Genomic DNA, 23,815 nt, shown 5'->3' with positions numbered 1-23,815 from the left:
GACGGAGTCGGAGGTGGCCACGGTGGTTTCACGTGAAACAACACCAGTGTTGGCAGGATCTGAAAACACTCCGGGTTGTATTTCACGCAATCCAACGGCGAGATGGGATCCTGAAGCCGATCGTGGCTCGGATTTCTTCGCGGGGGCGTCCTTGATGGTCACTCAGTAGCTCACTCTCACATGCCAGACGTCGTTATCTACAAGGGTAACGGGATAACCCGCGCCGCACGGGACCACGGCACCGCCCGGGGATCGGCGGGGAACTCAGACCGTACGGACGGGGATTCGCACAACCGTCGTGGGCTCGTCGAGGACGTCGGCACCCGCTGTCACGATCTCCGCCGTCCCCCCGCCCAGTTTCCGGATGACCTTGCGGGCCTTGTCGATCTCCTCGCCGGCACTGCGTCCCTTAATGGCGAGGACCTGCCCTCCGGGCCTGGTCAGGGGGATGGTCCAGCCCGCGAGCGTGGTGAGGGCGGACACCGCCCGCGCCGTGACGTAGTCACCGTGAAGGGTGCCCACCATCTCCTCCGCGCGTGCGCGGTGCACGGTCACATTCTCCAGTGCGAGGTCGTTCACGACCTCCTTCAACCAGGTGACACGCCGCTCGAGCGGCTCGACGAGATCCAGGTGGAGATCAGGGCGGGCGATGGCTATCGCCAGACCGGGAAGGCCTGCCCCGCTCCCGACATCGACGACCGACGCATCGGCGTCCATGAGTTCCGCCACCACGGCACAGTTGAGGACGTGACGCCCCCAGAGGCGAGGCACTTCCCTCGGACCGAGCAACCCACGCTCGATCCCCGACGTGGCGAGGTGGACCACGAAGTCGCGGGCGAGTCCGAGCCGGTCACCGAACACCGCGGAAGCCGCCGTCATCTCCTCCGCCGTCGGCTCAGGGCCGCCGGCATCACTGCGGGCGGGATCAGTCATCGCTGGGGGAGACGACGATGTGCCGCGCTTGTCCCTCGCCCTCGGACTCGCTCACGAACCCGAGGTCGGCGACGACGTCGTGCACGATCTTCCGCTCGTAGGCGGACATCGGCGCGAGCGCCATGTCCTCCCCGGATTCCTTGACCTTCTCGACGGCGTCCTGCGCGATCTTCGTCAGTTCACGCCCGCGTCTGTCGCGGTAGCCATCCACATCCAGGACCAGCCGCGACCGCGTGTCGGTGGCGGTCAGCACACTGAGGCGCGTCAGCTCCTGCAGGGCTTCCAGCACTTCGCCGTCGCGCCCGACGAGCGAGCCCAGTCCTGTGTCCGCTGTGCCCTCGGACACGATCGAGATGTACGTCCGGCCGCTGCGGACCTCGATGTCGATATCCCCGTCGATATCCGCGATGTCGAGCAACTCCTCGAGGTAGTCCGCTGCGACGTCTCCCTCTTCGTCGAGTCGGGTTGCCTTGCTCGTCGACGGAATCTCGACGTCGTCGTCGGGCTCCGGCTGGTTACCGGCGATCTGCTCTTCGTCGTCTACCGTCATCGCCTCTTCCTCTTCTTGCGCTGGGGCTGAACACGCTGGCTTCGGGGCTCCGGCACCGTCTCGACGGCCGGCTCGCTCTTCCGTTCTCCGAGCAGCGGGACCATGGGCAGGCCCTTCTTCGCACGCCGGTCCGCGAGGGCCTTGGCGGCGGGGGACCCCGGGGTGGGCATCTTGCGGATGACGTAGAACTGCTGCGCCATCGTCCACACGTTGGTGGTCGTCCAGTAGACGAGCACACCGATCGGAAAGTTGATGCCACCGATACCGAACACCAGCGGGAGGATGTACAGCATGATCTTCTGCTGACGCATGAAGGGGCTCTGCATGGCCTCTTCGGACATGTTCTTCGCCATGATCTGCTTCTGCGTGATGAACTGCGACGCCGTCATGGCGATGATCATGATCACGGAGAGGATGATGACGCTGATGTTCCCGTCGGCGCCGAAGCTGCCGAGGAACGTCGAGGAGAGGGGGGCGCCGAAGATCGTCGCGTCGTCGAACTCGCGGACGGAGTCCGGCGACAGCGCACCGATCCCCTCGTTGTCCTCGCTGGCCCGCGAGATCCCGTTGAGGACCGTGAAGAGGGCGAAGAAGAACGGCATCTGGATGAGGATCGGGAGGCACGCGGCGAACGGGTTCGTCCCGTGCTTCTTGTACAGGGCCATCTGTTCCTGCGTCATCGCCTGGCGCGAGAGCTGGTCCGTTTTTCCCTTGTACTTCTGCTGCAGCTTGCGCAGGTCCGGCTGGAGCGCCTGCATGCCACGCTGCGCCTTGATCTGCTTCACGAACACGGGGATGAGTGCGGCACGGATGACGACGACGAGGCCGATGATCGACAGCACCCAGGTCCACCCGGATGCGGGATTCATTCCGAGGAACGTGAAGCCCTCGTGGAACATGAACATGATCCACGACACGAGCCACCTGAACGGTGTCAGGATCGTCTCAAAAAAACCCATAATCAGTCTGCTCCTCGGGCCGCGGGGCGGCTTTCGTCATCGGCCGGAATCACCGGGTGGTTCAACACAACTATCGCTGGCACGTTCCCTTCACGGAAACGCCGGCCGCCCGGGGGGACGTGGTCCACGCCGCCGTCGTTCCAGGGGTGGCATCGCACCAGCCGCTTCGACGCGAGCCAGATGCCACGCACTACTCCGTGGACGGTCACCGCCTCGAGCGCATACGCCGAGCAGCTCGGGTAGAAACGGCACACCGGCCCGTACAGCGGAGAGATGACCTTCCGGTACGCAATCAGGAGTCCGATCACCATCAGGCGCGGCATTCCGACGACGAAGGCCAGCACCCGGAGAGCGACGTCACTCACGATACTCCGCCCCGCCTTCCCGCTGGTTCCGAGCCCTTCAGCTTCCGCGCGACCGTGGACACACAGTTCTCGAAGTCCCTGGTCAGGGCCGGCCAGTCGCTGTCAGCGGCCGGCGGTAGGGCGCGCACGACGACGTCGTACCCGCGGGGATTCGCGACGACCCACTCCGCCGACATATGACGCAGCCTCCGTTTAACGAGGTTGCGGGTGACCGCGTTCCCGACGTTCTTGCCCACGATGAACCCGACCCTCGAGGGGGCGGAGTCCACCGTCCTGGCGCCATATAGCACAACGTTCCGGCGCCCTGACCGGGCACCGGAACGTACGGTACGTGCAAAATCCGCTGCCGTTCTCACCCGGTGGATCATCGGGAGCATGGGGAGATCCTGTCCCTTGCCGAGGAAGGGAGACCCATGCCGACGCGATCATCCGAAGGATGCATGGCGAGGGAGGAACCGCTTATGCCGAGAGTTCGGTACGGCCCTTGCCGCGGCGCGCCGACAGGATGGCACGACCAGCGCGGGTCCGCATGCGAAGACGGAAGCCGTGCTTCTTGGCACGACGGCGGTTATTCGGCTGAAAAGTCCGCTTGCTCACTGTAGTTACTCCAGAACGATCTTGAGATGCGTCCGGCCCATTGCAACAAGGGGGAAGAACAGACTGACGCGATGAAGGTGTACATCCGACATTCGCGGGAGAGCTGTCACCTCCCGAGGCCACTTAGTACCCGGGAACATCTGTGATGGCATGCGAAATGCAGACATGTTGGACTACACAACGGTAGGGGACAGCGCTGACGGCCGTCAAACTCGCGCCAGACGGCTTGTGGACGATCGATCCACCACCCTGTGGACAACTCGTCCTCAAATCACCCTACACGCCCCCCGACGGGCATGAGCCACACCCCCTGTGAGGGCTCCCACGCCGCACCAATCCGCTATCTTCTGCACTTTTCATCCTCTAGTCTTGGCTCTGGTCCGTTTATCCACGACATGTGCACAACTCTGTGGATGACGGACATTTTCGACTGGAAGCACAGCCAAGAGGGGTCTTCGTGGGTACAGATGAGGTAAACGACGTCGGGAGCTCCTGGCGTAAAGTCATCCGCACCCTCGAACAGGACGACCGCGTCACGCCCCGCCAGCGCGGCTTCATGGTCCTCGCCCAGGCGCAGGGGCTCATCGGCACCACGATGCTCATCGCCGTGCCGAACGAACTCACCCGCGAGGTGCTGCAGACCCAACTGAAGGGGGCCCTCGACGAGGCGCTGCGTGATGTGTTCCGCGAGGACATCCAATGCGCGTTCGTCATCGATCCCGAGCTGACGCCCGTCGCCGTGGACGTCCCGGAGCAGGAAGCGCCGGCGCAGCCGTCCCCGGAGCCGAAGGGTGAAGCCAAACCATCCCCGACGCCGCCCAGCAACTCGCACGAGTTCGGCCGACTCAATCCGAAGTACATCTTCGACACCTTCGTCATCGGGTCGTCGAACCGCTTCGCCCATGCGGCTGCTGTAGCGGTGGCGGAAGCTCCGGCGAAGGCCTACAACCCCCTGTTCATCTACGGTGACTCGGGGCTGGGCAAGACCCATCTGCTGCACGCCATCGGCCACTACGCCAGGCATCTCTACACCGGCATCCGTGTCCGCTACGTGAATTCCGAGGAGTTCACTAACGACTTCATCAATTCGATCCGCGACGACGAGGGTTCGAGCTTCAAGCAGACCTATCGCAACGTGGACATCCTGCTGATCGATGACATCCAGTTCCTGTCCGGCAAGGACCGGACCATGGAGGAGTTCTTCCACACCTTCAACGCCCTGCACAACCACAGCAAGCAGGTCGTCATCACTTCCGATCTGCCACCCAAGCAGCTCATCGGATTCGAGGAACGCATGCGCTCCCGCTTCGAGTGGGGCCTGCTGACGGATATCCAGCCTCCCGAACTGGAGACGCGCATCGCCATCCTCCGGAAGAAGGCGATCAGCGACAGCCTGAGCGCGCCCGATGACGTGCTGGAGTACATCGCCTCGAAGATCGCCACGAACATCCGCGAGCTCGAGGGTGCCCTCATCAGGGTGACGGCCTTCGCCAGCCTGAACCGCCAGCCCGTTGACGTGAACCTGGCGGAGATCGTCCTGAAGGATCTGATTTCCGCCGACGGCGCGCAGGAGATCACCTCGACGGTGATCATGGCGCAGACGGCGGACTACTTCCAGATCAGCATGGAAGAACTGTGCAGCAAGTCGCGCACTCGGACTCTGGTGACCGCGCGGCAGATCGCGATGTACCTCTGCCGCGAGCTGACCGACATGTCCCTTCCGAAGATCGGACAGGAACTCGGAGGGCGCGACCACACCACCGTCATCCACGCCGACCGGAAGATCCGCGAGCTCATGGCCGAACGCCGTGCGATCTTCAACCAGGTCACCGAACTCACCAACCGGATCAAGCACAAGCAGCGGGAAGCCTGACCCTCCAGCGACCCGCAGCAGCACCCACCCGTAATTAACAGGTGTGGACACAACTGTGGATAACTGGGGGGACATCCCGGTCCAGCCTGAGGATAAACCCCCCTCTACCTGTGGATCCGCGGAATCACAAGGATTCTGCCCACAGGGACCTCCTGCAGGCCGTCGATCGAACACACATGTTATCCACAGGCAAAATCCGCGGTAGCGCCTCGACAGGCGGGGTTATCCACAGAATCCACAGCAGTTATTAACACTACGAACCTTAAACTTCAAAAGCTCGTCAAATAACATTCCACGTCCCGCACACCTCACACCGGCACGGAGCGAGCCCGCTCCGCGAGCTCGCTATCCGGCTAAGCTTTGACCCAGTAGGGTTGTAGTTCCCTTGCCATGGGGACATCCGTCCAGGCATCGGACCCGACCATCCGCCGGCGATTCGCCGGTGGCTGTTTTTTTGATCTGGCGAAAGGCGGCACTGCTCCGTGAAATTCAGAGTTGAGCGGGATGTACTTGCAGAGGCTGTGTCCTGGACCGCCCGTTCCCTGTCACCGCGACCACCCGTGCCCGTCCTCGCCGGCCTCCTGATCAAAGCCGAAGGCGGCATGCTCAGCCTCGCGAGCTTCGACTACGAGATCTCCGCCCGGCTCGAGATCCCTGCCGACGTCCTCGAAGAAGGCACGATCCTCGTGTCCGGACGGCTCCTCGCGGATATCTGCCGAAGCCTGCCGTCCGCACCCGTCGAAGTGGCCACCGACGGGTCGAAGGTGACACTCACATGCCGGAACAGTCGTTTCAACCTCGCGACTATGCCCGAAGGGGAATATCCGGAGCTCCCGAAGCTGCCCGCGGTCAGCGGCGTCGTCGACGGGGACGCTTTCGCCCAGGCAGTATCGCAGGTCATCATCGCCGCAAGCCGTGACGACACCCTGCCCATCCTCACCGGGGTGCGGATGGAGATCGAGGACGACCTGATCACGCTGCTTGCCACGGACCGCTACCGGCTGGCACTTCGCGAAGTCTCCTGGAAACCGACGACGCCAGGCATCTCGACCAGCGCCCTCGTGAAGGCCAAGACCCTCAGCGAGGTCGCGAAGACCCTGGGCGGTGCCGGCGAACTGAACATCGCGTTCTCGGACAACTCGGAACTCATCGGCTTCGAATCCGGGGGGCGCCGCACCACCTCTCTGCTCGTGGACGGGGACTACCCCAAGATCAGGTCGCTGTTCCCTGCGACCACACCGATCCACGCGACCGTGCAGACCAGCGCGCTCGTGGAAGCGGTACGTCGCGTCTCACTTGTCGCCGAGCGCAACACGCCCGTCCGCCTCGCCTTCTCCGAGGGTCAGGTGACCCTCGATGCCGGAACCGGGGAGGATGCCCAAGCCTCCGAGGGGATCGAGGCAACGCTCGACGGTGATGACATCACCGTCGCGTTCAACCCGCATTACCTCAGCGAGGGACTCGGGGCCTTCAGCAGCCCCTACGTACGGTTCTCCTTCACCTCGCCTCCGAAACCGGCGGTCATCTCGGCCCAGGAGGACGCATCCGGCGAGGATAGGGAAGATTACCGGTACCTGCTGATGCCTGTCCGACTGCCCAATCTGTAGTCCGCCCATCATCGGGTCGCACAGCCCGGCCGGCGGCCGGACGAACGCATCGTCAGGAAGAGAGCTCATGCACATCGGTCTCGTTGGACTCGGAAAAATGGGATTCAATATGAGGGAACGACTCCAGGCGAAGGGGATCGGGGTCACCGGGTTCGATCGTGCTCCTGATCGCACGGACGTGTCGAGCCTCGAGGAACTCGTCTCGTCCCTGCCCGCCCCACGGATCATCTGGGTCATGGTTCCGGCCGGTGAGATCACGCACGCTGTGGTCACCGATCTGTCGCACCTTCTGTCCGAAGGGGACCTCGTGATCGACGGGGGCAACTCCAAGTTCACGGACGACCAGATCCACGCGACCCTGCTCGCGCAGCAGGGGATCCGGTTCCTGGATTGCGGCGTCTCGGGCGGCATATGGGGTCTGGAGAACGGCTACGGCCTGATGGCCGGGGGCAGCGACGAGGATGTCGAACGTGCCCTGCCCATCTTCGATGCACTGCGTCCCGAGGGCGACCGCGCGGAGAGCTTCGTGCACGTCGGCGACGTCGGAGCAGGCCACTACGCCAAGATGGTCCATAACGGGATCGAGTACGGGCTCATGCAGTCCTACGCGGAGGGCTACGAACTGCTCGAGGCCAAGGACATCGTGAAGGATGTCCATGGCACGTTCGCGGCCTGGCAGAAGGGCACCGTCGTCCGGTCCTGGTTGCTGGACCTGGTGGTCAAGGCCTTGCAGGAGGATCCGGGTCTGACGAAGATCGCCGGTTACGTGGAGGATTCGGGAGAGGGCCGATGGACCGTCGAGGAGGCCATCGCCCATTCGATTCCGGCGCCTGCGATCACCGCAGCCCTGTTCGCCCGGTTCAATTCGAGGCAGGAGGACTCCCCGTCCATGAAGATGGTCGCTGCGCTGCGCAACCAATTCGGCGGACACGCCGTCAGGCCCGCCCGGCCGAAGTCCGAGTAAGTGTCCTCCGGTGTACGTTGAGCACCTCTCGCTCACCGGGTTCCGGAGCTATGGGCAGCTCGATACCGCCATCGAGCCGGGCATCACCGTCTTCGTCGGACCGAACGGTGTGGGGAAGACCAACATCGTCGAGGCGATCGGATACCTCGCGACCCTGTCCTCGCACCGGGTCACCACGGACAAGCCACTGATCGCCTTCGGCGAGGAACGGGCGATCATCAGGGGTCGGCTGGTCCGCGGAGCGCAGCGCACGAGCGTGGAAGTCGAGATCAACGCCGACTCCGCGAACCGCGCGCGGATCAACAGGTCCAATCCCGTACGTGCCAGGGATGCGGCGGGGATCCTGAAGACAGTCCTCTTCGCTCCGGAGGACCTCACCCTCGTCAAGGGTGACCCATCGGTGCGCCGCCGGTACCTGGACGAGGTCATGGTGTCACTGCTGCCGCACCAGTCCGCGCTGCGGGCGGAGTACGAGCGGGTGCTGAAGCAACGCAACGCCCTGCTGAAGTCGGCCCGCGCGGCGGGCAGGTTCTCGACGGCGCACGAGTCCACCCTCGATGTGTGGGACCAGCACCTCGCCGAGTCCGGAGCGCGGCTGCTGTCCGCGCGTCTGGTGCTCGTCGACAAGCTCCGCCCGCATGTCCAGCGCGCCTACCAGGAGCTGACGGATGGTTCGAAGCCCGCCGACACCGCCTATGTCTCGAGTGTCTCGCCGTCGTCGGATCCCTCGGCGGAGGACGACGGCACGCATCCGGGGCACCGTGGTGCCGATGACGGACTGGGTGGGCTCGACCAGGGCGCACTCACCGAACTGTTCACCGCGGGTCTCCTGCGACACCGCAAGAAGGAACTCGAGCGCGGGATCTCCCTCGTGGGTCCGCATCGCGACGAGCTCGCGCTGCTGCTCGGAGGGGTTCCCGTCAAGGGCTATGCCTCCCACGGCGAGACCTGGTCGATGGCGCTGGCGCTGCGGCTGGCATCGTATTACCTGATGCTGGAGGAGGACCGGACGCCGGGTGGAGACCCGGTGCTCATCCTCGACGATGTCTTCGCGGAACTCGATACACAGCGTCGCGCCCGGCTCGCCGCCATCGTGGCGCCCGCCGAGCAGGTCCTCGTCACCGCGGCCGTGGGCGACGACATCCCCGCGGCGCTCGTGGGACGGCAGCTTCGCGTCGTTCCCGGAGCCATCGCGCCGGCTGGGGACACCGGCGGCGCCGCGAGGGGAACCGGTGATGCCGCATCGGAAGCCACCGCCGAGCGGTCCGACCCCGACGTCCATGCCGTCGGAGGAATAGATGTCTGACCGGTCCTCCGGGGAGACTCCTCCCGCGGAGGGACAGGACCCGCGCCGCGCCGGCGATCGGATGCCTGGGCGTGCGCAGGGGGACGGAGAAGCGTCGGCGCCCGGGACGGGAGAGGAGTTCCCGGAACAGGACGCCCCCCAGGCCCTGCTCAACCGGCTGCGAAGCGCGTCGCAGGCCAGGGGTACGCCGCGCGAGGCGGCGTCGAAGAAGGCGGCGAAGACCACGCGGCGTCCGTACTCGCCGGAGCCGGTGTACGGCGGGCGGGACCCGGAAGGCGTGGGAAATGTCTTCTCGCGGATGCTCGCCGAGCGGGGCTGGAAGTCCCCGGTTGCGATCGGGTCGGTGCTGTCGCGCTGGAGCGAGATCGTCGGAGCCGACATCGCGGCGCACTGTGTGCCGGAGAGCTTCGACGCGGACACCGTATTGGTCCGGTGTGATTCGACGGCCTGGGCCACGCAGCTGCGCCTCATCACCCCCCAGGTGCTGCAGCGGTTCGAGGCCGAACTCGGCGCGGGCGTCGTGACGCGGCTCTCGGTCATCGGGCCCGCCGCGCCGAGCTGGCGCAAGGGCGGACGCACCGTCAAGGGCCGCGGCCCGCGGGACACCTACGGGTGAGATCGAAAAGGTCCGGCCGGGCTGTCCGCTGAGCGGCCTGTAGGCCAATCAGGGTCCCGGCGGTCGTATCCGGGCTCACGGATGGTACTGCTATCCGGTCTGACCCGGGTTTATTGGCCAGTGAAGGGGTGTTCGCGCCGGACGGCGGCCCTCCGCAGGGTAGAATAGGGGAGATTGTTTTGGTCGATCCAGCTGAGGAGCCGTCTACGCCTGTGGCACACGAGAACGAGTTGAATGCAAGCGACGTGAAAATAGGCGACGGCGAGTCCCCGATCCTGGAGGCGGCCACCGAACACGCCTACGGCGCCAATGAGATCACGGTGCTCGAAGGGCTGGAAGCGGTCCGGAAGCGCCCGGGTATGTACATCGGATCGACCGGGCCCCGCGGCCTGCACCACCTCGTGTACGAAGTCGTGGACAACTCGGTCGACGAGGCCCTGGCAGGATACTGCGACCACATCGAGATCTCGCTCCAGTCCGACGGCGGCGTCAAGGTCGTCGACAACGGCCGAGGCATCCCTGTGGACATGCACCCCACCGAGGGCCGGCCGACCGTGGAAGTGGTGATGACCATCCTCCACGCGGGCGGCAAGTTCGGCGGCGGTGGCTACGCCGTATCCGGTGGCCTGCACGGCGTCGGCATCTCCGTCGTCAACGCCCTGTCCAGCCGCGTCGAGACGGAGGTCCGTCGCCAGGGCCACGTGTGGAGGCAGACCTTCGGGGACGGCGGGAAGCCCGTCGGCGAGCTGCGGAAGGGCGAGGAGACGTCCGAGACAGGGACCACGCAGACGTTCTATCCGGACGACTCGATCTTCGAGAGCACCGAGTTCGACTTCGAGACCCTCCGCGCACGGTTCCAGCAGATGGCCTTCCTCAACAAGGGACTGCGCATCACGCTGACGGACGAGCGCGTGGACGCGGTGGAGGTGGACGAGGTCGCCGAGGCCGAGAGCGCGCAGACCTCCGACGGCGAGCCGAAGCATCGGGAGGTCGTGTACCTGTACGAGAACGGGCTGCTGGACTACGTCCGTCATCTCAATTCCTCCAAGCGGGTGGATGTGATCCACCCCGACGTGATCGCCTTCGAGACCGAGGACACGGACCGGAAGATGGCCGTGGAGGTGGCCCTGCAGTGGACCTCCGCGTATTCGGAGAGCGTGCACACCTACGCGAACACGATCAACACGCACGAGGGAGGCACGCACGAAGAGGGTTTCCGTGCGGCCATGACCACGCTGATCAACAAGTACGCACGCGAGAAGAACATCATCAAGGAGAAGGACGACAACCTCACGGGTGACGACATCCGGGAGGGATTGACGGCCGTCATCTCCGTCAAGCTGTCGGAGCCGCAGTTCGAGGGCCAGACGAAGACCAAGCTCGGCAACTCCGAGGCGAAGGGCTTCGTCCAGCGCGTGGTCACCGACCAGCTCGGCGACTGGCTGGAGCGCAACCCCGGCCCGGCACGCGACGTCATCCGGAAGTCGATCCAGGCATCGCAGGCGCGCCTCGCGGCCCGCAAGGCGCGCGAGTCCACACGGCGCAAGGGACTGCTGGAATCCGGCGGGATGCCCGGAAAGCTCAAGGACTGCCAGTCCAAGGACCCCGCGCGCTCCGAGATCTACATCGTCGAGGGTGACTCGGCCGGCGGCTCCGCAGTCCGCGGGCGCAACCCCGAGACCCAGGCCATCCTGCCGCTGCGCGGCAAGATCCTGAACGTCGAGCGCGCCCGCCTCGACCGTGCCCTCGGCAACAGCGAGGTCCAGGCCATGATCACCGCCTTCGGCGCGGGGATCGGCGAGGACTTCAACGTCGACAAGGCCCGGTACCACAAGATCGTGCTCATGGCCGATGCCGACGTGGACGGCCAGCACATCACGACGCTGCTGCTGACCCTGCTGTTCCGCTACATGCGGCCGCTCATCGAGAACGGCTTCGTGTACCTCGCGCAGCCGCCGCTGTACCGGATCAAGTGGTCCAACGCGAAGCACGACTACGTGTTCAGCGACAGGGAGCGCGACGAGGTCATCAAGATGGGCCTGGCGAACAACCAGCGCCTGCCCAAGGACAACGGGATCCAGCGCTACAAGGGTCTCGGCGAGATGGACTACACGGAGCTGTGGGACACCACCATGGATCCCGACCACCGCACCCTGCTGCAGGTCACCATGGACGACGCCGCGGCCGCCGACCAGGTGTTCTCGGTCCTCATGGGCGAGGACGTGGAGTCCCGCCGCAACTTCATCCAGCAGAACGCCAAGGACGTGCGTTTCCTCGATATCTGACGGGTAACCCCGGCATTCTGCCGGCGCAACGAAAGTAAGAGTGGACTTAGGGTCCCTACCCGAGCTTGCGAGGGAAAGGGAGAAGTCCGGTCGAGCGCCTACACAGAACGTCGGGGCCACCCTTGCTCAGATTCGCCAGTACTGCGGGGCAAAAAATGACGAACGGAACTGATTCATGAGTGACGACATCACCGGCAACGGACCGGACGAGCCCATCGAGGGCGAGGTCCTGACGGACCGCGTCGAGCAGGTCGACCTGCAGACGGAGATGCAGCGGTCCTACCTGGACTACGCGATGGCGGTCATCGTGGGCCGGGCGCTGCCCGACGTCCGCGACGGGCTGAAGCCCGTGCACCGCCGTGTGCTCTACGCGATGTTCGACGGCGGCTACCGGCCGGACCGCTCGTTCAACAAGTGTGCCCGCGTGGTCGGTGAGGTCATGGGCCAGTACCACCCGCACGGCGACTCGGCGATCTACGACGCCCTGGTGCGCCTCATCCAGGACTGGACGATGCGCTACCCGCTGGCGCTCGGCCAGGGGAACTTCGGATCACCCGGCAACGACGGCGCCGCGGCACCGCGATACACCGAGACGAAGATGGCCCCGCTCGCCATGGAGATGGTGCGCGACATCGACGAGGAGACCGTCGACTTCCAGGACAACTACGACGGCAAGAACCAGGAGCCGACGATCCTCCCGTCGCGCTTCCCGAACCTGCTCGTCAACGGCTCCTCCGGCATCGCCGTCGGCATGGCCACCAACATCCCTCCGCACAACCTGCGCGAGGTCGCCGACGGGGTCCAGTGGTACCTCGAGAACCCGCAGGCCACGAAGGAAGAACTCCTCGAGGCCCTGATCGTGCGTATCAAGGGACCCGACTTCCCCACGGGCGCCCAGATCCTGGGGCACAAGGGTATCGAGGACGCCTACCGCACGGGTCGCGGCTCGGTCACCATGCGGGCCGTCGTCAACGTCGAGGAGATCCAGAACCGGACGTGCCTCGTCGTCACGGAACTGCCCTACCAGGCCAATCCCGACAACCTGGCGATCAAGATCGCCGAACTGGTCAAGGACGGCAAGGTCAGCGGCATCGCCGACCTCCGCGACGAGACATCCGGCCGCACGGGCCAGCGCCTCGTGATCGTGCTGAAGCGCGACGCCGTCGCGAAGGTGGTTCTCAACAACCTCTACAAGCACACGCAGCTGCAGGACAACTTCAGCGCCAACATGCTGGCGATCGTCGACGACGTACCCCGCACGCTCAGCCTCGACGCGTTCATCCGCCACTGGGTGACCCACCAGCTCGAGGTCATCGTGCGCCGTACCCGGTACCGGCTGCGCAAGGCGGAGGAGGAAGCCCACATCCTCCGTGGACTGCTGAAGGCCCTCGACGCCCTGGACGAGGTCATCGCGCTGATCCGCGCCTCGTCCACCACCGACCAGGCCCGGGACGGGCTGATGGGGCTGCTCTCGATCGACGAGCTGCAGGCCACGGCCATCCTGAACATGCAGCTCCGGCGCCTCGCGGCCCTCGAGCGGCAGAAGATTCAGGACCGCCATGCCGAGCTCGAGTCGATGATCACGGAGTTCAACCGGATCCTCGCCTCCGAGGACGTGCAGCGCGGCATCGTCAGCACCGAGCTGGCGGAGATCGTCGCCAAGTTCGGCGACGAGCGGCGCACCGAGATCCTCATGGGCTACGACGGCGACATGAGCATGGAGGACCTGATCCCCGAGGAGGAGATGGTCGTGACCATCACCCGCGGGGGCTACGTCAAGCGCACGCGGAGTGACAACTACCGCCAGCAGGCCCGCGGCGGGAAGGGCATCAGGGGCGCGCAGCTGCGCGGCGACGACGTCGTCGAGCACTTCTTCGTCACGACCACCCACCACTGGCTCCTGTTCTTCACCAACCTGGGCCGGGTGTACCGCGCGAAGGCGTACGAACTCGTCGAGGCCGCACGGGACGCCAAGGGACAGCACGTGGCGAATCTCCTGGCCTTCCAGCCCGACGAGACAATCGCCCAGGTCCTGGACCTGCGCGACTACCAGCAGTCGCCGTACCTGGTCCTGGCGACCAAGCGCGGACTGGTGAAGAAGACGCGACTGGAGGACTACGACACGAACCGCACCGCCGGCGTGATCGCGATCAACCTGCGGGACAACGACGAGCTCGTCTCCGCGCAGCTGGTGTCCGGGGACGACGACATCATGCTCGTCTCGCGCAAGGGACAGTCGCTGCGGTTCACGGCCGACGACGACGCCCTGCGGCCCATGGGGCGTGCCACCTCGGGTGTGACCGGCATGAAGTTCCGTCCGGACGACGAACTGCTGGCCGCGAACGTGGTCACGGACGACTCCTACGTCTTCATCGTCACCGAGGGCGGCTTCGCGAAGAGGACGAAGGTGGACGACTACCGCGTGCAGGGTCGCGGCGGACTGGGCATCAAGGTCGCAAAGCTGGCCGAGGAGCGTGGCGACCTCGTCGGGGCGCTGGTCGTCCAGGAAGAGGACGAGGTCCTCGTGGTCATGGGCGGCGGCAAGGTGGTGCGCTCGGCGGTGGCCGGAGTACCCGCGAAGGGACGCGACACCATGGGTGTCATCTTCGCGAAGCCGGACAAGACCGACCGCATCATCGCCGTCGCACGGAACAGTGAGCGCAGCGTCGCCGTCGAGGAGGGCCTCATCGAGGATCCTGCCGAGGGCAGCCCGGATGTCGACGTCATCGGGACGATCACCCCGCAGGAGGATCCTGCGGAGTTCACAGCCGATGAAGTACGGTTGTCGACAGAGGAAACGGCTGAGCCCGACGCTGAGTCGCCCGAACACGGAGGTATCGAGTGAGCTCGGCCAACACCAACCCGCGGTCGTCCAGCGGACCAGTGCGAACGTCCGGGACGCCGTCGCGCGTGAACGCTCCCGCCCGTCCGCCGCAGCGTCCGGCGTCCGCCGGACAGACCGCCCGGCCGGGGCAGCGCCCGGGCCTCGTGAAGCCGGCTCCGAAGGCCAAGGCCCGCAAGGCCCGGCTGCTCGTCAGCAAGGTCGATCCGTGGTCGGTCCTGAAGATGTCGTTCCTGCTGTCCGTTGCGCTCGGGATCGTCACCGTGGTCGCGTCCTTCGTCATCTGGACCGTCCTCGACCTGACCGGCATCTTCGACGGGGTCAATGAGCTGCTTCGCGAGATCGCAGGGTCGGAGAGTGGTGGCTTCGACCTCCGCCAGTTCGCCTCCCTGCCGCAGGTGCTCTCCTTCGCGACGATCATCGCCGTCGTGAACGTCGTACTCCTGACCGCCCTCGCCATGCTCTCGGCCGTGCTGTACAACATCTCGTCCACCCTCGTCGGTGGCATCGGCGTCACCCTGACCGACGACTAGGCCTCCGACGACCAGGAGACCGTCCTCTTCGGCGCCCCCGGGCGATTTGAAGAATGCCGAGACACTACTGTAAAGTCATGTCTCGGCCCGAAGAGGTATCGGGGCGTATAGCTCAGGCGGTTAGAGCGCTTCGCTGATAACGAAGAGGTCCCAGGTTCAAGTCCTGGTACGCCCACGGATCCACCACTCGCAGGTGACTGCAAGGAGACTGTCGTGAAGAAGTTGCTCGTCGCAGCAGCGGCTGCAGCAAGTGTCCTCGTGTACAAGCGGTGGAAGGATTCGGAGAAAAGCAAGAGCGTCTGGAGCAATGCGACGGACGAAGTGGTTTAGCTTCAGGGAACGGCGTCGGTGATCGATTCACCGGATGAAGTCCTTTTCGGGGGCATGGCGCAATTGGTAGCGCACCTGCTTTGCAAGCAGGGGGTTCGGGGTTCGAGTCCCCGTGCCTCCACCGAAGAAAAGTCCCGGCCGGTAGCCGGGACTTTTCGCATTGGCGGGACGGGTGACGGGGTGCTGATGTCGTGCCCTACAGTTGCCGGGTGACTATCTTCCTTTCGATCCTCGGAGTCATCGGGGTGTCGGCATCCGGACCGATCATGGCGGCCACCGCAGCGCCGGTCCTGGCCATCGCCTTCTGGCGTAACCTCCTCGGCGCCGTCCTGATGGGAGGGCCCGCGGTCGTGTCGAAGAGGGCGGAGTTCGCCGCTCTGACCCGGGCGGAGTACCGGCGGCTCGGCATCGCGGCCGTCGCCCTCGCCCTCCACTTCGCGTGCTTCATCACCGCACTGAAGCTGACGTCGGTCGCCGCGGCCACGGCTCTCGTCTGCCTCCAGGTGGCGTGGATCGCGCTGTTCAACGCCCTGCTGGGATCGCGGCCGCAGGCGGCAGTGGTGGCGGGGCTCGGAGTCGCTTTCCTCGGCGTCGTCATCATCACCGGATTCGATCTCTCGCTGTCGAGGGAGGCACTCCTCGGCGACCTCCTCGCCCTGGCCGGTGGGGCGCTGGCCGCGATCTACCAGATGGCTGGTGCCGCCGCCCGTCGGACCATGTCCACCGGGACATATACGACGCTCTGCTACGGCGCCTGCGCGATCATCCTGGTGGTCCTATGTGCTGTTACCGGGCAGCCCATCGTCGGTTTCAGCCCCGCCGCCTGGGCGGGCATCCTCGCCGTCACGCTGCTGGCCCAGATCATGGGTCACTCCGTGTTCAATCATCTCCTGGCCGTCATGAGCCCGCTCGTCGTCTCCATGATCATCCTGCTCGAGATCCCCGGAGCGGCGATCCTCGCTGCGGTGTTCCTGGGCGAGCAGCTCCCCCTGGGCACCTACGGCGGATTGGTCCTCATCCTGGTGGGTCTGGCGGTCGTCATCCGAGGCCAGCAGCGACGAAGGGCACGCCGTTCCCCCGCAGAAGCGCAAGCGGCGACAGCCCCACCGCCCGGCCTGGGTGGTTAGAATATTCTTGATCGGTTATATACGATACGAGTGATGGCACTTAACAAGAAGAACCCCCGGCCGGTGGCCGGGGGTTCCCGCATGTGAGGCTGACCTGTCAGACCTTCGGGTCGTCCGACGGCTTGGCGGCGGCGTGCTTGGCCGTCTCCGTGGCGTCTTTCGCCTTGTCAGCGACGGTCTGAGCCGCGTCGGCGGCCTTGTTCTTGGCGCCGTCCGTTGTGCCGACCTTGCTGTCGCCCTCCGAGGCCGCGGCGCGATCGGCCGCCTCCTTGATGGAGGTGACGACCTCCTTGGCTTCGCGCGTCTTCTCGGTGGACACCGGAGCAGGTGCTGCCTTGATCGGGGCCGGGGTCTTCCAGGGATCCTCGACCGGGCGCGATGCCCGCCAGGCCGCGACACCGGCGAGGGCGGCACTCAGGATAATGCCGACGATCAGCCAGCCCTTGCCCTTCTTGCGCCGCTGGCTCTTCTTCAGGTCCTTGGAGGCCTGCAGGGTGGCGGCGACGAGGCGCTTCTGTGCCTTCTTGACCGCTTTCTTGTCACCGGTGATCCTGATGACGGCTTTCTCGACGGCGGGCGGCACGTGCGCGGTGGCCAGCGAGCGGGACGCGGTGTCTGCCGCCTCGCCCAGCCTGGTCGACAGGGCCGGGAGGTAGTCATCGACCACCTTGACCTTCGCCGAGTTCAGTGCCGGAGCAGCCTTGTCGAGGGTGCCCTGGATTCGCGGCGTGGTGTCGTCGATGACCTGGGAGATACGGGGGCCGACCTTGTCGATACCGTCCTGGATCTTCGGCGTGACGACGGCGATACCACCGGCGATACCACCGGTGATTCCGTCGGTGGCCTTGCGGACGGAGTCCTGCAGTGCGGGCACGGCGGTCTCCCTGCCCTTCTCCCACCGTGGCTTCGCCCATTCGTAGGCGGCATCGACGCGGGGCGTGGCCCATTCCCGTGCGGCTGCCAGGCCGGCAGCGGCCGCCAGTCCGAGTGCGACGCCTTCTTCGAGTTCGTGGGTGGCGCGGTCGTTCTTCTTCACAAAAACCTCCAAGTGGGGTGGTTACTCGTTTTGATCAGCCTACGTTGCATGGGCAGAGCGTGCTATCCGGCCGGCAGGTGGAACGGCCCGCGAGGGTGCCGTTTCACTGTGCGCGGAATGGCCTCCCTCCAGCTTATTGTCGGATGCCGCGTGGAAGAATGGCCTGATGACTGCTATTCCGACAGCAAAAGCGACCATCCACACCAACCAGGGCGACATCGCGGTGAACCTCTTCGGCAATCATGCGCCGAAGACGGTGAAGAACTTCGTGGGCCTCGCCACCGGTGAGATCGCCTGGACCCACCCGCAGACCGGCGAGGAGAGCAACGCTCCCCTCTACGACGGGACGATCTTCCACCGCATCATCAAGGACTTCATGATCCAGGGCGGGGATCCCCTGGGCCAGGGCACCGGTGGCCCCGGCTACAAGTTCGACGACGAGATCAACCCCGACCTCTCCTTCAAGGAGCCCTACAAGCTGGCGATGGCGAACGCCGGCACCCAGGGCGGGCGCGGCACCAACGGGTCGCAGTTCTTCATCACCTCCGTCCCCACCACCTGGCTCCAGGGCAAGCACACCATCTTCGGTGACGTCACCGACGAGACGTCGCGTGCGGTGGTCGACAAGCTGAACTCGATCGCCACCGACATGAGGGACAAGCCCCTCGAGGATGTCGTCGTCAAGAGCATCACCGTGGAACAGCTCTAACCCAGATGTCCTACGGTGTCCCCGCGCCCGACGCCGCCGGCCAGCCGGCGCCCGTCTGCCCCCGGCACCCCGACCGCATCAGCTATGTGAGATGCCAGAGGTGCGATCGGCCGGCCTGTGCGGAGTGCCAGCGGCCGGCGGCGGTCGGTTTCCAGTGCGTCGATTGCGTACGGGAGCAGGCCGCCAGCGCTCCGGTCTACCGGAATGCTTTCGGTGGCGTCGCGCGCGGGGGCACGACCGTCGTGACCTACACGCTGATCGGTATCTGCGTGGTGGTCTTCCTGCTGCAGCTGGTGCTGCCCGGGGTGACCAACGCTTTCATCTATGCCCCGTTCTTCACCGCCGGGGTGGAGGGGGCCGTCCCGGCCCAGCCCTGGCGCATGCTGACGGCGGCGTTCCTCCACTCACCGGGCTCGTACCTCCATATCGCCTTCAACATGTACGCGCTCTACATCCTGGGCAAGGTCCTGGAGCCCGCGCTGGGACGCGCGAGGTTCCTCGCGCTGTACCTGATCTCCGCCCTTGGCGGGTCGGTCGGCGTGCTGCTGCTGACGGGGAACCCCGGACAGGGCGTCGTCGGCGCCTCCGGCGCGGTGTTCGGACTGTTCGGAGCGCTCTTCATCGTCCAGCGGAAGCGGGGCGCGGACGTACGACAGATCGTCGTCCTGATCGCGATCAACGCCGCGCTGGGCTTCCTGGTGCCGTCGATCGCCTGGCAGGCCCACCTGGGCGGGCTCATTGCCGGCGCTGCGTGCGCCGCGGTGATCGCCTACGCCCCACGCGGTCCCCGCCAGGCCCGCCTCCAATGGCTGGGGCTGGGAGGCGTCGTCGTCGTGTTGATCCTGCTCACCCTGCTGGGCGTCTCGCTCCTCCCGTTCTAGGGACGTACTTCCAGGGGGACGAATTCAGGGAGGGCCGGTGCGCATCGCACCGACCCTCCCTGAGTTGTCCACACCCCTTATCCACACCGGGGATAACTTACACACATGTAATTCCACAGCTGTGGATAAGCATCGCCCGGAATTTCGGGCCCGTCGGTGAACCATCAACAATTCTGTGCACATCTGTGGATAACTTTCTGCACAGCGTGTGTACAGAGCGGCGCAGGGGTTTCATCCCCGATTTCCGCCGTCGAGTACCGACCGCGCGGTTACCGCCAGCGCGTCGTCATGAGGAACCCGACTATCGCGATGCCGAAACCGGCGAGGATGTTCCACGAGCCCCACGCCTCGACGGGGAAGCGCGATTCCGAGATGTAGAACGTGATGATCCAGAGCAGGCCGATGATCATGAGCCCGAACATCACGGGCTTGTACCAGGCGGGGTTCGGCTTGGGCTGCGAGGACTTCACGGCAGTAGTGGCGGACCTGGCTCTTTTGCGGGGCTTCGACTCGGGCACGGTTTCTCCTCGGCAGGGCACGGCTGCGGTCAGCTGCGCCGGTGGTCGTTCCGGCTGCCATCCCATGCCCAGACCCGCAGGCTATCCTGAAGGAGAACACCGTCCGGCGGCCCGGTTATCCCCATGATTCTAGCCAAGAACCGTCCGATACCCGTGCAACCCCAGGGCAGGAGCGGCAATGGTCAGGTCAGCCGTCGACGCTGCGCCGCGCGGACCGACGGTCGGGACGCGTCCGGAGCGCCGCCGTCGTACGCCGTTCCAGCTGGTCGCCCAGGTGCTCGGCGAGCTGCTGGTCACCGCGGGTGTGATTCTCCTGCTGTTCGTCGGGTGGGAACTCTGGTGGACCAATATCGACTCCGGGATCCGGCAGGAGCAGGCGCTCGAGGAGTTCTTCTCCGAGGTGCCGTCCCTCGAGGAGGCCCCCCTCCCGCCGGTGCAGGGCGGAAATGGGACCGTCCCCGAGGAGTTCGGCGACCCTGTCGTCCTCCCGCAGGCCGACCTCACCGGGACCTTCGGGGCCGTCTACGTTCCCCGGTTCGGCGGGGACTACTCACGACCGGTCACCTCCGGCGTGGGTTCCGACATCCTGGACAACCTCGGGCTCGGGCACTATCCCGGGACGGCCGCTCCGGGCGCCGTCGGGAACTTCGCTCTCGCCGGGCACCGCCAGACGCACGGGCAGGTGCTCGACCAGATCCACACCCTGGTCCCGGGCGACAGGATCTACGTCCAGACGCGCGAGGGCTACTACACCTACGTCTTCCGCAACACGGAGATCGTGCTGCCGGATCGCTCGGACGTCATCGCGCCGGTGCCCACCCAGCCTGGAGCGGAGCCGGTGGACCGGATCCTCACCCTCACCAGCTGCAACCCGAGGTTCGGTGCGCAGGAGCGTATTATTGCTTACTCGGTGCTGGAGTCCTGGCGTCCCGCGGATGCGGGGCCTCCGCCCGAGATCGCGGAGCAGGTAGCCCGCGCCGCAGGACAGGGATGACCACGATGTACGGATGGATCTTCCGGGCACTCCCCGGACCACAGTGGCTGCGCATCATCCTCTCCGTGGTCCTGGCTCTCGTGGCCGTCGCGGTGCTGATGCTTTTCGTGTTCCCCTGGGTCTCCCAGTTCAACCCGCTCACCGATTCAACGATTGGTTCCCCCTGACTCATGGCTGACACCACCAGAATCCTCGTCGTCGACAACTACGACAGCTTCGTCTACACGCTGGTCGGTTACCTCCAGGAACTCGGTGCCGAGACGACCGTGGTCCGCAACGACGACCTCACGCTCGCCGAGGTCCAGGAGATGGCCGCCTCACGCGATGGCGTGCTGATCTCTCCCGGCCCGGGTACGCCCGCCGATGCGGGCGTGTGCGTGGACCTGATCAGGTGGTGCGGTGAGCACGCCAAGCCCATGCTCGGGGTCTGCCTCGGCCACCAGGCCCTCGCCGAGGCCTACGGCGGAACCGTCACCCATGCGCCGGAATTGATGCACGGCAAGACCTCCCTGGTGGAGCACGATGCCACCAGTGTGTTCGCCGGGCTTCCGTCGCCTGTGACGGCGACGCGCTACCACTCGCTCGCGGCCGTCAGCGACGACGTCCCGGACGAGCTCTCGGTCACGGCCCGCACGGCCAGCGGCATCATCATGGGCCTCGAACACAGGAGTGCGCCGCTGTGCGGCGTCCAGTTCCATCCGGAATCGGTCCTGACGGAGGGCGGGTACCGGATGCTCGGCAACTGGCTCGAATCCCTGGGCCTCCAGGGCGCATCGGCCATGTCGGCAGGACTCAGCCCGCTCATCGCCCGCTAGTTCCCGCCCTCCGTCGGCCGCGGCTCCGAGGGTTCTCCCGTCGCCCGGCCCTGCGGCATGTCGGACGGCTTGTCGCTCGGCGTCCCGGCCGGCTCGGGGGCTGGTTCCTGGGTGGGTTCCGGAACAGGCTCCTGGACGGGTTCGGCCGGTGCCTTCGCGATGGTGAGGACGATCTCCGTCCCCTGGGCCACCTCGGACCGTGCCGGCTCCGACTGCGCGGTGATGATACCCGGCTCCACGACGCTGTTCTCGACCTCGCGGACGCTGAAGGGCAGCTGCACCGCCGGATCTTCGAGCAGGGCCTGCGCCTGGGCGACCGTGAGGTCGGTCAGCAGCGGAACCGTCACCCTGCCGCTGGAGAGCACCAGATCCACAGCACTCCCGACCGGGACGGACTGCCCGGGCTGCGGACTCGTGGTGATGACCCGTCCCGGCGCAACCGCTGCGCTGGTCTCCTCGGTGACATCGCCGCCCTTCAGGCCCAGGTCCTCGAGCGCGTCGCGTGCCGATGACTCCGTGAGGCCGGGGAGGGATGCGGGCAGCACCACATTCGCCGGTCCCCGGGAGACCGTGATGTTCACGCGGGAGTCCGGCTCGACCGACGCACCCGCCGCAGGGTCCGACGCGATGACGTCCCCGGCTTCGACCGACGCGTTGAACTCCTCGTCCGTGGAGGGAAGAAGGCCCGCGTCCTCGATGGCGTCCGTCGCGTCGCCCTCCGGCAGACCGACCAGATCGGGGACATTCACCGTGGCGACCTCCTGGACGGGCCGGTCGTTCACGGAGGTGATCACGAAGTACCCGGCTGCGAGCACGAGCAGCACCGCCACGAAGAACACCGTGGTCCAGGCCGTCCGGGAGGCGCGTCGCCGCTGCTCCTTCCGCGCGTCGGGCTCGTCCCTGTCGTGCAGGACGTCCAGCCTGTCGTCGGGCTCCTCGTCCGGCTGGTGATCCCATTCGGCCGGTGCCTGGTCGCCCGCCACCCTGTCCATGGCGCGGGTGCCCGGTCCGCCGGATGTCGCCGCAACGGCCCCCAGGGCGGCAGGGTACGTCCGCGACGCCGTGACGCCCATCGCCTCGGTCGCGTCACCCGCCGCGCCGGCGAGCACCACGCCGCGGCCGGCGTCGAGCAGTGCCCTCCGGAAGGCACCGGCGTCCTCGAACCGGTGGTCGCGGTCCTTCTGCAGCGCCTTGGCGAGCACCGAGTCGAGCGCAGGGGTCACCTCGGGGTTCAGCGTGCTGGCGAGAGGAGGTGCCTCCCGCACGTGCTGGTAGGCCACGGAGACCGGGCTGTCACCGATGAACGGCGGTCGCCCGGTCAGCAGCTCGAACAGCAGGCAGCCGGCCGAGTACAGGTCGCTCCGCGCGTCGACCGTCTCCCCGCGCGCCTGCTCGGGTGACAGGTACTGCGCCGTGCCGAGCACGGCCTGCGTCTGTGTCATGGTGGCCTGCGAATCGGCGATGGCGCGGGCGATGCCGAAATCCATCACCTTGACGGCGCCGTCGGGCGTGATCATGACGTTGGCGGGCTTGATGTCACGGTGGACGATGCCCGCCCGGTGGCTGTACGCGAGGGCGCCGAGGACGCCGGCCACGTAGGTGACGCTGACCTCCGGGGTGAGGTCGCCGGCCTTGACGTGGTCACGCAGGGTACGACCCTCCACGTACTCCATCACGATGAACGGGACCCGCACCTCGTGCTGCGGCCGGTCCGGGATCTCCTCCTCGCCCGTGTCGTACACCGCCACGATGCTCGGATCGTTGAGCCCGGCCACGGCCTGGGCTTCCCGCCGGAACCTTGCCTGGAAGAGCGGATCCCGGGCGAGGTCCGCGCGCAGGATCTTGATGGCGACCGAACGGCCCAGACGCAGGTCGATTCCGCGGTGCACGTCGGCCATACCCCCGCGGCCGATCAGTTCACGGACCTCGTAGCGCCCGTTCAGGATGCGCTCGGTGATCGTCACGTCGCATCCTT

General features: G+C 66.1%; 24 protein-coding genes and 2 tRNA genes. 17 read left to right on the top strand and 9 right to left on the bottom strand.

What is annotated here, in order from left to right:
• Positions 1-264: 264 nt before the first annotated feature.
• The 6 genes from rsmG to rpmH all read right to left on the bottom strand — a co-directional run bounded on the left by rsmG (position 265) and on the right by rpmH (position 3,404).
• Positions 265-933, bottom strand: coding sequence for a 16S rRNA (guanine(527)-N(7))-methyltransferase RsmG (rsmG, locus tag IWX63_RS14710; RefSeq protein WP_199278900.1), 669 nt, complete (start codon positions 931-933; stop codon positions 265-267).
• Positions 926-1,483 carry a Jag family protein gene (locus IWX63_RS14705; protein ID WP_199278899.1) on the bottom strand — a complete coding sequence of 186 codons (558 nt, stop codon included), beginning with the start codon at positions 1,481-1,483 and terminating at the stop codon, positions 926-928. The genes rsmG and IWX63_RS14705 overlap by 8 nt, the downstream gene beginning before the upstream one ends.
• A complete protein-coding gene (gene yidC / locus IWX63_RS14700) occupies positions 1,480-2,442 on the bottom strand; it encodes a membrane protein insertase YidC (RefSeq protein WP_199278898.1) in 963 nt (320 codons plus the stop codon). Before yidC ends, IWX63_RS14705 begins: the two co-directional genes overlap by 4 nt.
• A 2-nt stretch (positions 2,443-2,444) precedes the next feature.
• Positions 2,445-2,765, bottom strand: a complete 321-nt coding sequence (gene yidD / locus IWX63_RS14695; RefSeq protein WP_199278924.1) for a membrane protein insertion efficiency factor YidD — start codon at positions 2,763-2,765, stop codon at positions 2,445-2,447.
• Between the two features lie 38 nt (positions 2,766-2,803).
• A complete protein-coding gene (gene rnpA / locus IWX63_RS14690) occupies positions 2,804-3,175 on the bottom strand; it encodes a ribonuclease P protein component (protein WP_334685903.1) in 372 nt (123 codons plus the stop codon).
• Positions 3,176-3,266: 91 nt separating this feature from the next.
• Positions 3,267-3,404: a 50S ribosomal protein L34 gene (rpmH, locus tag IWX63_RS14685; protein WP_022892375.1), complete on the bottom strand. Its 138-nt coding sequence runs from the start codon at positions 3,402-3,404 to the stop codon at positions 3,267-3,269.
• Positions 3,405-3,861: 457 nt separating this feature from the next.
• Here rpmH and dnaA point away from each other — a divergent pair, with 457 nt between their 5' ends.
• From dnaA to IWX63_RS14630, 12 genes are all read left to right on the top strand, one after another.
• On the top strand, positions 3,862-5,277 hold the full coding sequence (dnaA, locus tag IWX63_RS14680; RefSeq protein WP_199278896.1) for a chromosomal replication initiator protein DnaA: 1,416 nt from the start codon (positions 3,862-3,864) through the stop codon (positions 5,275-5,277).
• A gap of 482 nt (positions 5,278-5,759) precedes the next feature.
• Positions 5,760-6,884 (top strand): DNA polymerase III subunit beta, encoded by a 1,125-nt coding sequence (dnaN, locus tag IWX63_RS14675; protein ID WP_199278895.1) that lies wholly within the window; start codon positions 5,760-5,762, stop codon positions 6,882-6,884.
• Positions 6,885-6,951: 67 nt separating this feature from the next.
• On the top strand, positions 6,952-7,848 hold the full coding sequence (gene gnd / locus IWX63_RS14670; RefSeq protein WP_199278894.1) for a phosphogluconate dehydrogenase (NAD(+)-dependent, decarboxylating): 897 nt from the start codon (positions 6,952-6,954) through the stop codon (positions 7,846-7,848).
• Between the two features lie 10 nt (positions 7,849-7,858).
• Entirely contained in the window at positions 7,859-9,154 is a 1,296-nt protein-coding gene (recF, locus tag IWX63_RS14665) for a DNA replication/repair protein RecF (protein ID WP_199278893.1), read from the top strand.
• A gap of 61 nt (positions 9,155-9,215) precedes the next feature.
• Positions 9,216-9,770 (top strand): DciA family protein, encoded by a 555-nt coding sequence (locus IWX63_RS14660; RefSeq protein ID WP_199278923.1) that lies wholly within the window; start codon positions 9,216-9,218, stop codon positions 9,768-9,770.
• Positions 9,771-10,042: 272 nt separating this feature from the next.
• Positions 10,043-12,055, top strand: coding sequence for a DNA topoisomerase (ATP-hydrolyzing) subunit B (gene gyrB / locus IWX63_RS14655; RefSeq protein WP_334685902.1), 2,013 nt, complete (start codon positions 10,043-10,045; stop codon positions 12,053-12,055).
• Positions 12,056-12,230: 175 nt separating this feature from the next.
• Positions 12,231-14,900 carry a DNA gyrase subunit A gene (gene gyrA, locus IWX63_RS14650; protein ID WP_199278892.1) on the top strand — a complete coding sequence of 890 codons (2,670 nt, stop codon included), beginning with the start codon at positions 12,231-12,233 and terminating at the stop codon, positions 14,898-14,900.
• On the top strand, positions 14,897-15,430 hold the full coding sequence (locus tag IWX63_RS14645; RefSeq protein ID WP_199278891.1) for a DUF3566 domain-containing protein: 534 nt from the start codon (positions 14,897-14,899) through the stop codon (positions 15,428-15,430). The genes gyrA and IWX63_RS14645 overlap by 4 nt, the downstream gene beginning before the upstream one ends.
• 101 nt (positions 15,431-15,531) lie before the next feature.
• Positions 15,532-15,605 (top strand) — tRNA-Ile (locus IWX63_RS14640).
• 38 nt (positions 15,606-15,643) lie between these two features.
• Positions 15,644-15,760 (top strand): DLW-39 family protein, encoded by a 117-nt coding sequence (locus tag IWX63_RS16835; protein ID WP_334685897.1) that lies wholly within the window; start codon positions 15,644-15,646, stop codon positions 15,758-15,760.
• 48 nt (positions 15,761-15,808) lie between these two features.
• Positions 15,809-15,881, top strand: a tRNA-Ala gene (locus tag IWX63_RS14635).
• Positions 15,882-15,969: 88 nt separating this feature from the next.
• Positions 15,970-16,887, top strand: coding sequence for a DMT family transporter (locus IWX63_RS14630; protein ID WP_199278890.1), 918 nt, complete (start codon positions 15,970-15,972; stop codon positions 16,885-16,887).
• A gap of 97 nt (positions 16,888-16,984) precedes the next feature.
• Here IWX63_RS14630 and IWX63_RS14625 read toward each other — a convergent pair whose 3' ends face one another.
• Positions 16,985-17,923, bottom strand: coding sequence for a hypothetical protein (locus tag IWX63_RS14625; protein WP_199278889.1), 939 nt, complete (start codon positions 17,921-17,923; stop codon positions 16,985-16,987).
• A 166-nt stretch (positions 17,924-18,089) separates the two neighbouring features.
• On the opposite strand from IWX63_RS14625, the gene IWX63_RS14620 reads away from it, so the two are divergent.
• Both IWX63_RS14620 and IWX63_RS14615 read left to right on the top strand, forming a co-directional pair.
• Positions 18,090-18,632: a peptidylprolyl isomerase gene (locus tag IWX63_RS14620; protein WP_199278888.1), complete on the top strand. Its 543-nt coding sequence runs from the start codon at positions 18,090-18,092 to the stop codon at positions 18,630-18,632.
• Positions 18,633-18,874: 242 nt separating this feature from the next.
• Positions 18,875-19,513, top strand: coding sequence for a rhomboid family intramembrane serine protease (locus IWX63_RS14615; RefSeq protein WP_334685896.1), 639 nt, complete (start codon positions 18,875-18,877; stop codon positions 19,511-19,513).
• Positions 19,514-19,782: 269 nt separating this feature from the next.
• Here the strand turns inward: IWX63_RS14615 and IWX63_RS14610 are convergent, their stop codons facing one another.
• Positions 19,783-20,031: a cell division protein CrgA gene (locus tag IWX63_RS14610; protein WP_334685895.1), complete on the bottom strand. Its 249-nt coding sequence runs from the start codon at positions 20,029-20,031 to the stop codon at positions 19,783-19,785.
• A 178-nt stretch (positions 20,032-20,209) separates the two neighbouring features.
• Between IWX63_RS14610 and IWX63_RS14605 the strand changes: the two genes are divergently transcribed.
• Genes IWX63_RS14605 through IWX63_RS14595 form a run of 3 tightly spaced genes read left to right on the top strand, consistent with a single transcriptional unit; the run spans position 20,210 to position 21,840 of the window.
• Positions 20,210-21,025 (top strand): class E sortase, encoded by an 816-nt coding sequence (locus IWX63_RS14605; protein WP_199278885.1) that lies wholly within the window; start codon positions 20,210-20,212, stop codon positions 21,023-21,025.
• Entirely contained in the window at positions 21,022-21,192 is a 171-nt protein-coding gene (locus tag IWX63_RS14600; RefSeq protein WP_199278927.1) for a hypothetical protein, read from the top strand. Before IWX63_RS14605 ends, IWX63_RS14600 begins: the two co-directional genes overlap by 4 nt.
• 3 nt (positions 21,193-21,195) lie before the next feature.
• Entirely contained in the window at positions 21,196-21,840 is a 645-nt protein-coding gene (locus IWX63_RS14595) for an aminodeoxychorismate/anthranilate synthase component II (RefSeq protein WP_199278884.1), read from the top strand.
• On the opposite strand, the gene pknB is transcribed toward IWX63_RS14595, so the two are convergent.
• Positions 21,837-23,804, bottom strand: coding sequence for a Stk1 family PASTA domain-containing Ser/Thr kinase (pknB, locus tag IWX63_RS14590; RefSeq protein ID WP_199278883.1), 1,968 nt, complete (start codon positions 23,802-23,804; stop codon positions 21,837-21,839). The two genes, IWX63_RS14595 and pknB, sit on opposite strands and share 4 nt — an antisense overlap.
• Positions 23,805-23,815: the final 11 nt, after the last annotated feature.

It is taken from the genome of Arthrobacter sp. CAN_A2 (assembly GCF_015752045.1).
Lineage (GTDB): Bacteria > Actinomycetota > Actinomycetes > Actinomycetales > Micrococcaceae > Arthrobacter_D.
The sequence above is the reverse complement of the archived record's forward strand: the minus strand, read 5'-3'. Positions and strand labels throughout refer to the sequence as shown.

What these genes read in the sequence shown, in the direction of transcription:
- IWX63_RS14600 (WP_199278927.1), top strand. Translation starts at nt 21,022, where the DNA reads ATGACCACGATGTACGGATGGATCTTCCGGGCACTCCCCGGACCACAG.
- IWX63_RS14595 (WP_199278884.1), top strand. Translation starts at nt 21,196, where the DNA reads ATGGCTGACACCACCAGAATCCTCGTCGTCGACAACTACGACAGCTTC.
- gnd (WP_199278894.1), top strand. Translation starts at nt 6,952, where the DNA reads ATGCACATCGGTCTCGTTGGACTCGGAAAAATGGGATTCAATATGAGG.
- IWX63_RS14705 (WP_199278899.1), bottom strand. Translation starts at nt 1,483, where the DNA reads ATGACGGTAGACGACGAAGAGCAGATCGCCGGTAACCAGCCGGAGCCC.
- IWX63_RS14605 (WP_199278885.1), top strand. Translation starts at nt 20,210, where the DNA reads ATGGTCAGGTCAGCCGTCGACGCTGCGCCGCGCGGACCGACGGTCGGG.
- rnpA (WP_334685903.1), bottom strand. Translation starts at nt 3,175, where the DNA reads ATGATCCACCGGGTGAGAACGGCAGCGGATTTTGCACGTACCGTACGT.
- yidD (WP_199278924.1), bottom strand. Translation starts at nt 2,765, where the DNA reads ATGCCGCGCCTGATGGTGATCGGACTCCTGATTGCGTACCGGAAGGTC.
- yidC (WP_199278898.1), bottom strand. Translation starts at nt 2,442, where the DNA reads ATGGGTTTTTTTGAGACGATCCTGACACCGTTCAGGTGGCTCGTGTCG.
- rsmG (WP_199278900.1), bottom strand. Translation starts at nt 933, where the DNA reads ATGACTGATCCCGCCCGCAGTGATGCCGGCGGCCCTGAGCCGACGGCG.
- gyrA (WP_199278892.1), top strand. Translation starts at nt 12,231, where the DNA reads ATGAGTGACGACATCACCGGCAACGGACCGGACGAGCCCATCGAGGGC.
- IWX63_RS14660 (WP_199278923.1), top strand. Translation starts at nt 9,216, where the DNA reads ATGCCTGGGCGTGCGCAGGGGGACGGAGAAGCGTCGGCGCCCGGGACG.
- IWX63_RS14620 (WP_199278888.1), top strand. Translation starts at nt 18,090, where the DNA reads ATGACTGCTATTCCGACAGCAAAAGCGACCATCCACACCAACCAGGGC.